9 protein-coding genes are annotated in these 12254 nt (G+C 45.2%); 6 read left to right on the forward strand and 3 right to left on the reverse strand.

Features of this window, described 5'->3' with window-relative positions; genetic code table 11:
- The first annotated feature begins 13 nt into the window (after positions 1-13).
- The 4 genes from LZG73_RS00425 to carB all read left to right on the forward strand — a co-directional run bounded on the left by LZG73_RS00425 (position 14) and on the right by carB (position 7239).
- Entirely contained in the window at positions 14-556 is a 543-nt protein-coding gene (locus LZG73_RS00425; protein WP_233845515.1) for an NADH-quinone oxidoreductase subunit C, read from the forward strand.
- A 34-nt stretch (positions 557-590) separates the two neighbouring features.
- Positions 591-2267, forward strand: a complete 1677-nt coding sequence (locus tag LZG73_RS00430) for a hypothetical protein (protein WP_233845516.1) — start codon at positions 591-593, stop codon at positions 2265-2267.
- A 103-nt stretch (positions 2268-2370) separates the two neighbouring features.
- Positions 2371-4212, forward strand: coding sequence for a hypothetical protein (locus LZG73_RS00435; RefSeq protein ID WP_233845517.1), 1842 nt, complete (start codon positions 2371-2373; stop codon positions 4210-4212).
- Between the two features lie 183 nt (positions 4213-4395).
- Entirely contained in the window at positions 4396-7239 is a 2844-nt protein-coding gene (gene carB, locus LZG73_RS00440) for a carbamoyl-phosphate synthase large subunit (RefSeq protein WP_233845518.1), read from the forward strand.
- Between the two features lie 75 nt (positions 7240-7314).
- Here the strand turns inward: carB and LZG73_RS00445 are convergent, their stop codons facing one another.
- The 3 genes from LZG73_RS00445 to bshA form a co-directional block, all read right to left on the reverse strand.
- The gene (locus tag LZG73_RS00445; RefSeq protein ID WP_233845519.1) at positions 7315-7560 is read right to left on the reverse strand and encodes a DUF4834 domain-containing protein; all 246 of its coding nucleotides are present in this window, start codon (positions 7558-7560) and stop codon (positions 7315-7317) included.
- 177 nt (positions 7561-7737) lie between these two features.
- The gene (locus LZG73_RS00450; protein ID WP_233845520.1) at positions 7738-9069 is read right to left on the reverse strand and encodes an NAD(P)/FAD-dependent oxidoreductase; all 1332 of its coding nucleotides are present in this window, start codon (positions 9067-9069) and stop codon (positions 7738-7740) included.
- Between the two features lie 48 nt (positions 9070-9117).
- Positions 9118-10257, reverse strand: a complete 1140-nt coding sequence (gene bshA / locus LZG73_RS00455; RefSeq protein ID WP_233845521.1) for an N-acetyl-alpha-D-glucosaminyl L-malate synthase BshA — start codon at positions 10255-10257, stop codon at positions 9118-9120.
- 179 nt (positions 10258-10436) lie between these two features.
- On the opposite strand from bshA, the gene LZG73_RS00460 reads away from it, so the two are divergent.
- Positions 10437-11318, forward strand: coding sequence for a geranylgeranylglycerol-phosphate geranylgeranyltransferase (locus LZG73_RS00460; RefSeq protein WP_233845522.1), 882 nt, complete (start codon positions 10437-10439; stop codon positions 11316-11318).
- A 95-nt stretch (positions 11319-11413) separates the two neighbouring features.
- On the forward strand, positions 11414-12109 hold the full coding sequence (locus LZG73_RS00465; RefSeq protein WP_233845523.1) for a hypothetical protein: 696 nt from the start codon (positions 11414-11416) through the stop codon (positions 12107-12109).
- Positions 12110-12254 lie beyond the last annotated feature (145 nt).

The raw sequence follows: 12254 nt of genomic DNA on the forward strand, positions 1-12254 counted from the left end.
TTAATTTTCAGATATGACATTTCAGGAGATTGCAGAACTGGTTACCAATGCTTTTCCACAATATAAATTCACCACAGACACCACAAACCCGCAGCCTATCTTGCTGGTTCCGGTTGAGCATATAGCGGAAATATGTGGTTTCCTGTTCCGTGATGATCGGCTGTATTTCGACTTTCTGGCATGCATTACAGCCATTGACAACGGCCCTGTGAATGCAATGATGGAGCTTATTTACAACCTGACTTCGATTCCATACGGACACGATTTAATGCTTAAAGCGAGCTTCCCGAGAAGTGTTGACGGCGAGCCGCTGCCCGCTGTGTCCTCAGTGGCAGGCATTTGGCGTACGGCTGACTGGCACGAAAGGGAGGCTTTTGACTTAATGGGCATACATTTTGAAGGGCACCCGGATCTTCGTCGAATTCTGCTTCCGGAGGACTGGGAAGGGCATCCGCTGCGCAAAGATTATTCGGTCCAGCATCGTTATCATGGGATTTATGTGCGCTATGAAGACGGAATTTCCGAGCAACTGCCTGCCGATGAAGACAGGGCTTAATGTTTTAAATATGATAAATTTTTAATGTATGGGCATGCGCGTCATTTGTCTGATTGTTCTTTTTTCAAGCGTTTTTACTTTTTCCATTGCTGCAACCGATTCCCTGATTGTAAAAGGGCGCATTCTCAATCTTAACGGCAGACTTTACCGACAAGCGCCAACCATTACTTTCTCACGAAACAACATTTTACAGCCGCAATCCGAGCTCAGCAAGCAAACACCGTTGGAGGCCGACGGGAGTTTCAGGGTTTCACTTCCCATTCTTTTTCCACAGGAAGAATTTTACCTTGATTACAGCGGAAAGGCATTCACAACGTTTCTGGGATCTCCCGGAACGGTTGAAATAACATTCGACGGCGACTCACTTGCGAAAGCGTCGAAGCTCTTTTATTTTGCCGGTGTCAATGCGGATGCCAATAACCAATTTGCCCAATATCTGGCCGCTGAAAACAAGTTGCTAGCTTCTAACAAGGCGCTGGGCACTGATTTTTTTAAAAATTTCTGGCAGAGCAGCTCCTCTTCTGCCCGCGATCTGGCACAGCAACGTGCTCAGTTAAGACTTTCAGCTGTGAAAGAAGCCGCAAAAAATGCCGTTCCATCCCCGACTCTATTTCAGTGGGCGAAGTCGATTGCGGATGAAGAGCAATTGCAGATTCTTTACGAGCATGCGCTTTCCAACCAAATTGACATTAATAAACCATTGCAGGACAGCCTCAAACGCCTTTCTCAACCTCCGCTCACGGCGCAGCGCGTAATTTGGGCAAATCGATTTGGGAATTATGCGGATATGAAATTAGAAGAGCGCAGATATTCAAATCCGAGCAAAACAAATTCGCTTCCGGTGCGGTTAATGGCCACTTTGATCAAAAATAATGCAGCAAACCTTACCTCAGAAGAGAAGCAGCGACTGCAACAAATTACGGATACGGGCCTGACAGACAAGGAGGAGCTGAATTTCATGAACAGGCTTTTTGCAAAAAACGAACTGGTGCTGAACCTGCTATTTAATTATGAAAGGGAAATCCGGACCTATGCTGACCTTTTTGACAGCACTGCAACTGAGTTTTTGAAAATACATTATCTGGCAAAAAATCTTTACAGGTTCACTTACAAGCAACAAATGCTTCTTAATCAGCACATTCAGTCCAGAAGCGGCGTGCCCGTTTTCACGGAGTCGCTGAATGAAATTGTCAATCTGGAAGTAAAAGACAGCAGTGATATCCGCAAGTTGGTCGAATACAAAAACCTTCGCACCGAGCCTACGGAAGCATTGCCCGGATATTCACTTGCCGCGTCCAATGACCGGGGAACCAGCTGGTTCAATCGTGTGCTGGATTTGTACAAAGGCAAAACGGTTTACCTGACCAAATGGAACCTGGACGATCCGAAAAGCAGGGAGGAACTGGATTACATTCCGGCATTGCAGGCGAATGTTCCCGAGGATGTGGTTTTCCTTTTTGTGCATTTGCCGGGAGAAGATTATGTTGCTTCAGAAGTTCTTTTAAAACAATATATTGTGCGGCACAGGCTGAAAGGAACGCACTTATTTATGAGCAATGATCAAATGATGGATTTGCTTTTTCGGCTTAATCCATTGGATTCGGCCACTTTTTCAGTCATCAGGCCAAACGGGAAATATGCGGCCAAAAATGCGCCTGCTCCGAGCGCAACTGAAAAAACAGTCAAGGCGATACTGGATGCCGGCAAGTAACCTGCGTATACACGCAATGCTTTAAAAACCGATTTACCGCATCCATTATATCTATCGTACGTAGGTTATCGTTAAGTCTGTTGTTTTGGAATTGAGAGCGCACATGTTTAGATATTTATTGCTGTTTTTATTGTTATCCACTTACGCCTCGGCCCAAAAAAACCCCGACAGCCTGGAAGTGTATAGCAGAGACAGCCTGCGCTACACAAACCTGAAAGCGCGAATGTCCAAAACCAAATTTTCAAAGGCCGTTTACAGGCTTTTGTTCCGCGACGTTTATAATCAGGGGCAGGTTACGGAGGTGAAGGAAATTGAGACCAATCCTTTCACGCCTTATGAGGGAATGGTGATCCGGAAAATTTACATCCGGCAACTCGATATTCTTGGAGAATCGGTTTATGACACAACGCGTGAAGGGAAGCGACTTGAAAAGTTTTTGAGTAAAAACCTGCATACAAACACCCGGGAAGGCATTATCCGACGATCTCTGCTTCTCTTTTCCGAAGGTGACGACATTCAGGCACAAGTGCTGAGAGACAATGAGCGTCTTTTAAGAACAAATAGAACCATCACCGATGCGCGGATCATTGTGGTTCCGCGCAAGGATGTCACATGGATGGCAGATGTTATTGTGCTAGTCCAGGATTCATGGTCGCTAAACTTTCGAGGCGGATTTAACTCATTTAACAAATTCAATCTTGGTATCGAAAATGTAAATGTGCGCGGAACAACGCATTCGCAGCTCACCCGCATTCGATGGGATGCCAATGACACGCTTCGCAAAAAAATTCAGTTTCGAACGATTTACACGGTTCCGTACATTGGAAAAACTTACATAACCGGTCAGGCAAGCTTCATTTACGAGCGTGATCTTGAAGAACAATCCATCCGCTTTTTTCGAAGCTTTTTGACCAATGAAACAAAATATGCAGGATCGATAGAGGCTGGAAGGAGAATGGTCCGGCAAATCAAGCGTAACCCGACTGACACGGAAATCCCCATCGTTTTTCCAACAAAATTTAATTATTATGACATTTGGTTGGGTCGATCATTCAAATTCCCATTTCCCACAAGCCGGCTGGCCGACCGTTCGCGGATTGTCATTGCTGCCAGGCATAACAAATATCACTTCCTGACCCGCCCGGAAGTTTCGCCTTACGTTAACAAGGTTTATTGGAACAAAAGCGCAACCCTGCTCAGTCTGGGCTATTCGAACCGTAATTACAAGCGTGACGTTTTGATCTATGGTTTCGGCCGGACGGAGGACGTTCCGATTGGTAATTTATTTGCGTTAACCGCGGGCCGGGAGGACACCGAATTTGGTGCGAGGGGTTATGCGGGACTACAATATGCAACCGGAAAATATCTGCCGCACAACCTTGGTTACATGTATGGGCTGCTGAACATTGGTTCTTACGTTAAGGAAGCCAAAGCGCAGCAAGGAGTGATCAGCGCGCAACTCAATTACATTAGCAACCTGATTCCTTTCCGATACAGCTTCTTCCGCCAGTTTTTAACCGGACGTTACACCCGCGGCGTCAACCGAGACCCGCTTGATTATCTGAACATTAGCGGAGATCAAGGAATCAGGGGCATTAACAGTGAGCAACTTATCGGCACCACGCGGCTTACGTTGGGCACTGAAACGGTCTTCTTTTCCGATAAAAGTTTGCTTGGTTTTCGTATCGCCTATTTCGTTTTTGCGGACATTGGGCTGGTCAATGGTGCGGAGTCAATCTGGAAAAGTCCGTTGTATCAGGGTTACGGATTGGGGCTGAGACTAAGAAATGAAAACCTGACTTTCAACACATTACAGTTGCGGATTGGTTATTATCCCAACATTCCCGGAAACTCTTCCGTCTTTCGATTTGGAGCGGATGGCAATGTGCCGCTTCGTTTGCGCGACTTTGACATTTCAGCGCCAGCCATTGCGCCGCTTCAATAAATGCAGTTGATTGATAATAAGTGCTTTAAGTTTTCTTACTAAAAAATCCCGGCTGCTTCCTCCCTTTTTCGAATAATGTGAATTAACTTTGTGGAATTTTTGGACGTACCCCTGCTGGAATTATCAGGAATTCAATCCAAAAGTTGTTAAAAGATTCCTCATTTCTACAAATTACCAATTACTGTGCCCAAAAATACGAATATCAATTCCGTTCTAATTATCGGTTCAGGTCCAATTATCATTGGTCAGGCATGCGAATTTGACTATGCTGGCTCACAGGCTGCCCGTTCACTCCGCGAAGAGGGGATCGAAGTTGTGCTTATCAACTCCAATCCTGCTACGATCATGACTGATCCTATCAGTGCAGATCATGTTTACCTGCTTCCTTTGGAAAAGAAATATATCGTTGAAATTCTTGAAAAGCACAGGGCGATGGGCAAGCCTATCGACGCTGTGTTGCCAACGATGGGTGGACAAACTGCATTAAACCTTGCAATTGATTGCGATAAGGCGGGAATTTGGAAAAAATACGATATTGAGATTATCGGTGTTGATATCAAAGCGATTGAGACGACCGAGGATAGGGAAAAATTCAGGCTAAAAATGCTTGAACTCAATGTGAATGTCTGCAAAGGCCGCACAGCGAGATCATTCCTGGAAGGAAAAGAAATTGCCCAGGAGATTGGGTTTCCGCTTGTAATTCGTCCTTCATACACATTGGGCGGAACCGGCGGCGGTTTTGTTGAGCGCGAAGAAGATTTTGATAAAGCACTGAACAACGGTTTGCATGCTTCTCCGGTTCACGAGGTTTTGGTTGAGCAAAGTGCAATGGGCTGGAAAGAATACGAGCTTGAACTGTTGCGCGACGGAAAAGGTAACTTCATCATTATCTGCTCCATCGAAAACTTCGATCCGATGGGCGTTCATACGGGCGACAGCATCACTGTTGCGCCGGCTATGACGCTTCCGGACACGCTTTACCAGCAAATGCGCGATTTGGCAATCAAAATGATGGACGGAATTGGCAAGTTTGCGGGTGGCTGTAATGTGCAGTTCTCTGTAAATCCTGCTGATGATCAGATCATTGCGATTGAAATTAATCCGCGTGTTTCGCGTTCATCAGCCCTAGCTTCAAAAGCGACGGGTTATCCGATTGCAAAAATTGCTGCGAAAATGGCGATTGGCTACAATCTGGACGAGCTGATCAACCCGATCACAGGCAGCACGTCCGCGTTTTTCGAACCATCCATTGATTATGTAATTGTAAAAGTTCCGCGTTGGAATTTTGATAAATTCAAAGGCGCTGACCGCTCTTTGGGACTTCAAATGAAATCGGTTGGGGAAGCCATGGGAATTGGCCGGAACTTCCAGGAAGCTTTGCAAAAAGCTTGTCAATCACTTGAAATCAGAAGAAACGGCCTGGGTGCTGATGGCCGCGAGCTGCGCGACCAGGAGGCGATCAAACACAGCCTGAAACATCCGAGCTGGGATCGTCTTTTCCATATATATGACGCATTCAAGATCGGTTTGTCTTTCAAAACCATTCAGAATCTGACAAAAATTGATGCTTGGTTCCTTCGTCAGATCGAAGAAATGATCGAGCTGGAACATGAAATCGAGAAGTTTGACCTGGATGATTTGCCAAAAGAGCTTTTATTATCTGCTAAGCAAAAAGGATACGCCGATCGCCAGATCGCACATTTGATCGGCACGAAAGAAAGCAAAGTTTACGACAAGCGTAAGAGCATGGGAATCAATCGCGTATACAAATGCGTTGACACCTGCGCAGCTGAGTTTGAGGCAAAAACACCTTACTATTACTCTACATTCAACACTTCTCAGGAATATCCGGACAATGAATCCGTTGTAAGCGATCGCAAAAAAGTGGTTGTGCTGGGTTCTGGTCCTAACCGGATCGGACAGGGAATCGAGTTTGACTACTCCTGCGTGCACGGCGTGTTGGCGGCCAAGGAAGAAGGTTATGAAACGATCATGATCAACTGTAATCCCGAAACCGTTTCGACTGACCCGGACATTGCAGACAAATTATACTTTGAACCCGTTTTCTGGGAACACGTTTTTGACATCATTGAACACGAAAAACCGGAAGGTGTCATTGTTCAGCTTGGTGGCCAAACTGCTCTGAAAATGGCCGAAAAGTTGCATAAATACGGCATCAAGATCATTGGCACCAGCTATCATTCACTTGACTGGGCCGAAGATCGCGGACGTTTCTCATCGCTTCTGGAAGAACTTGAAATTCCATTCCCTAAGTTTGGAACCGTAAGAACTTCGGATGCGGCCGTGGAGCTGTCGCGCACGCTGGGGTTCCCGCTTTTGGTGCGTCCAAGTTATGTTTTGGGTGGACAAAGCATGAAAATAGTGATCAACGAGAAGGAAATGGAGCAGCACGTCGTTAAGATCCTGCACGACATTCCGGATAACAACATTCTGCTTGACCACTTTCTGGAAGGTGCATTAGAAGCAGAAGCGGATGCAATTTGTGACGGCGAAGATGCTTATATCATTGGGGTTATGGAGCACATTGAGCCTGCCGGAATTCACTCTGGTGATTCACACGCAGCGCTCCCTCCTTTTGACCTGACACCTGATGAGATCCGTCAAATCGAAGAGCATACGCGCAAAATTGCCCTTGCCATGAATGTGATTGGTTTGATCAATGTGCAGTTTGCAGTGAAAAATGGCATTGTGTACGTGATCGAGGCGAATCCGAGAGCTTCCCGCACAGTTCCGTTCATTTGCAAAGCATATCAGGAGCCTTATGTTAATTACGCGACCAAGCTGATGCTCGGAACCAAGAAGTTAACAGATTTCACTTTCAACCCTGTGAAAAAAGGTTGGGCAATTAAAATACCCGTGTTCTCTTTCAATAAATTCCCGAATGTAAATAAGGAGCTAGGGCCAGAAATGAAGTCAACAGGTGAAGCCATCTATTTCATCGACGATCTGCAAGATGATTTCTTCCAGAAGATCTACGGCGAAAGGAATCTTTATTTGAGTCGATAGGAACGTTTCGTCAAGTCTATAAAAGTAAAAGCCGGCACTTACGTGTCGGCTTTTACTTTTATATCCAATGCTTGTTTATTTCACTTCCTCATAATCCACATACTCACCTCCGCGGAAACGGGATGATTGACTGGCGTCTGGTGGAACATTATCAACTCTGACACCTGGCTTGGCGCGTTGCTGCTGCTGTGCGCGATATTGTCTTTCCTGCTCCTTAATGAGCTTGCGTCCGACTAATAAATGGAAAATGAACCTTCTGAAAAACGGAACGAATGCAATCAGAAGCAAAAATATAAGGACTATATTGAATAAGAGTTTCATCTTTCAAAAGTTTATTACATCTATAAATAACGCAAAACTGGCAAAAATCGCACACGAATATAACGAAAACCTGATGAATGATACAATCCGGTTGGGAAAGGCATTAACAAGATATAAATGATCCCGTAATTCGGATATTGGCCGCCGAGTGATAAGCCATTACCAACCTTTTATTAACTAGGCTTCCTGTTTTACGGCTTCTTCATTTTTTTCATCCTTATTGGCAATTTGTTCAATGTGTTTCGGGCGGATGATCAAACGCAATGACTGGTCATAAGTCGCATAATTCCAAACCCAGTTGATCAGGATCAAAACCCGATTCTTGACGCCAACAATCGAAATTAAGTGAACGAACATCCAGGTGAGCCACGCCATGAAGCCTTGAAACTTGATAAATGGCAGGTCTACAACTGCTCGGTTTCGTCCAACGGTGGCCATTGATCCTAGGTCTTTATATTTAAAAGGAACCGCTTTTTTGCCATCCATAACACGCCAAACATTCTTGGCAAGCGCTTTTCCCTGCTGGATTGCGGGCTGCGCCAGTTGCGGATGTCCATTCTCCCATTCCCCCTCTTTCATAGCGGCTACGTCGCCCAGTGCAAACACATCCTCATAACCTTCGACGCGGTTGTATTGATCCACTTTAATACGGCCTCCTCTCACGATCAGCTCGGGGTTCAAGCCATTCAGCGGATTTGCTTTGATTCCGGCTGCCCAAACCAAATTGTCTGCACGAATGCGCATGCCTTGTTTTGTTGTCACATATTTCCCATCAAAGCCCGTTACAACTTGCTCAGTATGAATGTGAACACCCATTTTTTCAAGATATTCCCTTGATCTCTGTGAAGACTCGTCCGACATGGCCCCCAGCAACTCGTTCGCGCCTTCCAGCAAGTGAATTTCCATTGCCTTGAAATCCATTTCCGGATAATCTTTTGGCAAAATAAAATGCTTCATCTCAGCCAGCGTCCCGGACAGCTCAACGCCCGTAGGCCCGCCTCCAACCACAACAACGCTCATCAAACCGGCACGCTCGTCATCAGAATCAACCGAAAGTGCGTCCTCAAAATTTTGTAAAATCCTGTTTCGCAATGCCAATGCTTCGGAAACGGTTTTCATCGGGATAGCGCGCTCCTCAATCTCTTTCATCCCAAAATAATTCGTAACGGCACCCGTCGCAATCACCAGATAATCGTAAGTAATTTCGCCCAGGCCCGTGCTAATAGACTTGCGCTCCGTATTTACGCTCTCCACTTCTGTGATGCGTATATGTACGTTTTTCTTGGATTGAAAGATCTTCCGAAGCGGAAATGAAATGGAGCTCGGTTCGAGCCCGGCCATGGCGACCTGGTAAAAAAGCGGCTGGAATTGGTGATAATTATTGCGGTCAATGAGCACGACCTGCAAATCTTGTCGCTTGGCGATTTCCCGTGCAAGCGCAAGTCCGCCGAATCCGGCGCCTACGATTACAACTCTTTTGTGATTTGTATATGGAATATTGGGAAGCATAGTCTGGCTTTTTTGAATTCGAAAAGCCAGACTATAAAAATACCATACCTACACCGCTAAGGCCTTGCTGCTTTCGACGACTTTCTCGTAATATGCCTCATAATGAGGGAGAATTTTAGCAATATCGAAGTCTTTTGCACGCGCCAGCGCATTGGCTTTGAAGGTTGGCAAATGTTCGTCGTCCAGAATGTAAGCTGCGTGTTTTACCATATCATCCACATCGCCGACGTCGCTCAAAAAGCCGGTTATGCCGTGCAAATTCAACTCGGGCAGCCCGCCTGCATTAGAAGTGATTAATGGAACTTCACAGGCCAGCGCTTCCAATGCCGCCAAACCAAAACTCTCTGACTCAGAAGGCATTAGGAACAAATCTGCAACGGAAAGCACTTCTTCAATGGCATCCAGTTTACCCAAAAACCGAACATCAGAAAGCATATCCAGATCCTTGCACATGCGTTCAATGCGTTGACGGTCAGGACCATCGCCTACCAAAAGAAGCTTGCTCGGAAGCAGTTTTCTAAGTTTTTCGAAAATCAGGATGACGTCATCAATGCGCTTAACCTTCCTGAAATTTGATGTATGAACAATCAGCTTTTCATTATTTGGACAAATTGCCAATTTGAAATGCTCTTTCTTCTGGCGATTGAAGCGATCCAGGTCAATAAAATTCGGGATAACCTCAATGTCCTTTGTGATTGCGAAATGGCTGTAAGTGTCTTTTTTCAAAGATTCCGAAACTGCTGTTATGCCATCGGATTGGTTGATGCTGAATGTTACAACGGGCTCATAAGATTCATCCTTTCCAACCAGCGTAATGTCCGTGCCGTGCAATGTGGTGATCACCGGAATGTGAATGCCTTGCTGCGCCAATATTTGTTTGGCGAGATAAGCCGACGACGCATGCGGAATGGCATAATGCACATGCAGAAGATCCAGATTCGCGCTTACTGCAACATGCACCATTTCGCTGGACAATGCAGATTCGTAAGGCGGATACTGAAACAAAGGATAAGCCGGAATATTTACCTCGTGATAGTAAAGATTTTCATTGAAGAAGTCGAGCCTTTGGGGTTGAGAATATGTGATAAAATGAACCTGGTGTCCCACTTTTGCAAGGGCTTTTCCAAGCTCGGTAGCCACCACGCCGCTTCCTCCGAAGGTTGGATAGCATACAATTCCAATTTTCATAATCTTATTTAAAAAGTTGAATGTCGCATAACGCGATCCGTTTTGCAGCGAATCTTCAAGGCTAACAACAATTGCTCGTTTTTTTATCCCTAAAATGGATAAAGATGTTGAGATTTGTCGTTAATGGGATAAAATGAATAATTTTATTGTCTTAACCGTTTTCTCCTGAGTTAGCCTCCATGAACGTGTCTGCACGACCAAAAACCAGCGTACGCGACTACATTGCCGGAAGTGCCCGACTGGTCCGTATGACGAACCTGGTGATTGTTGTGCTTACCCAATATTTGACACGCATCCTGCTCATTGGCCCCCGGGACGACTGGCGAAGCATCATTGCCAACGTGGATATGTTTTTTCTATCCTTGTCAACAGTTTGCATTGCGGCTGCCGGTTATATTATCAATGATTATTTTGATATAAAAATCGACATTGTTAACAAGCCCGAACGTGTGGTGGTCGGCCGATATCTGAAACGTCGCTGGGCGATGGGTGCGCACCAGGTCCTGAATGTGCTCGGAGCATTGTTTGGTCTCATTGTAAGTCCGTATATTTTTCTGGTCAATGTGTTTTCAATTACGCTGTTGTGGTTTTATTCAGAGCGTTACAAGCGAATGCCGTTTATCGGAAACTTCATTGTGTCACTTTTGACCGGATTTTCTTTATTAATCCTGACCGTTCATTTCCCGATGAACCGCCATCTGGTTTTCATTTACGCGGTTTTTTCTTTCTTCATCTCCCTCATTCGCGAAGTGGTGAAAGACATGGAGGACATTAAAGGCGATGAAGCACACGGTTGTCGCACATTGCCGATCATCTGGGGCATTCGCCGGACCAAGAATTTCCTCTATTTTGTGGTATTAATGTTTGTCACCGCATTGTTTGTAATGGCCCGTGCGCTGGACAATGACGTGCTTATTGTCCTGTTCTTCATGCTTTTAATTCCCATTGCCTGGATGTGCGCAAGCCTTGCCCGCGCCGATACGCGAAGGGATTTTAGACAAATCAGCAGCCTTTGCAAAATCATCATGCTGCTCGGCCTGATCACCATGATCTGGGCGTAAAACCGATAAATCAATATTTACATTATCGGCCCTAAATGTGGTCAGGGAAAGTATCTTTGCTTGCATCAAGTAATCACTTTTACACGTTCCCCATTATGAAAAAGTTTTTGTTATGGAGCCTATGCATGCTCCTTTTGGTTCAGACGGTGGCGTTTGCACAGGAATGCGGCGGCGTAGCATTAAAAGAAGGCAGCGGATTTGAAATGGCCAATTTCGATGCAAAAGGAAAGGAAAACGGAAAGATCATTTACAAAATCATCAAGGTCGACAAGGAAGGCCCGTTTACCGTTTTTAACATTGAAATGGAATCTTTCAGCGGCAAGGGCAAGTCTGATTTTAAGAATGTTTATCAGATGAAATGTGACGGCAATGTTGTTTCAATGGATGCCAAATCGATGATCAACCAGGAGCAATTGAAGTCATTTCAGAATATGGAAATGAAATTCACTTATGACAACATTGAATATCCGACAAAATATGCGGTTGGTGACAAGCTCAAAGACGCGTCTGTGAAAGGAACAGGGCAATCCGGTCCAATGGGCGTGAGCTTCGACATGAACATTAAAAACAGAAATGTCACGGGACAAGAAAACATCACAACGCCAGCCGGCACATTCGATGCTTACAAGATCAAATCGGACCTTGGTTTTGAGATGAAAATGGGCTTTCCGGTGCGAATGGAGATGGAAACAATTTCCTACAGAGCCCCGGGCGTTATTTGGGATATCAAAACAGAAACCTATCGCAAAGGCAAGCTGATGGGTCACACAGAGCTCACCAAAATTTACTGATTTTCAGTCGAATACGTGATCAGTTGCGTAGGAAACGGCTTTCGGCACACACCGTGAGCCGTTTTTTTTATAGCTTTGTCAAAGGACTTTGACACTATAATCTAAATATTTAAACACAAAATAATGAAACGACTTGCTATTTTCG

Source organism: Dyadobacter sp. CY326, assembly GCF_021390515.1.
In the GTDB taxonomy this organism is placed as follows: Bacteria; Bacteroidota; Bacteroidia; order Cytophagales; family Spirosomataceae; genus Dyadobacter.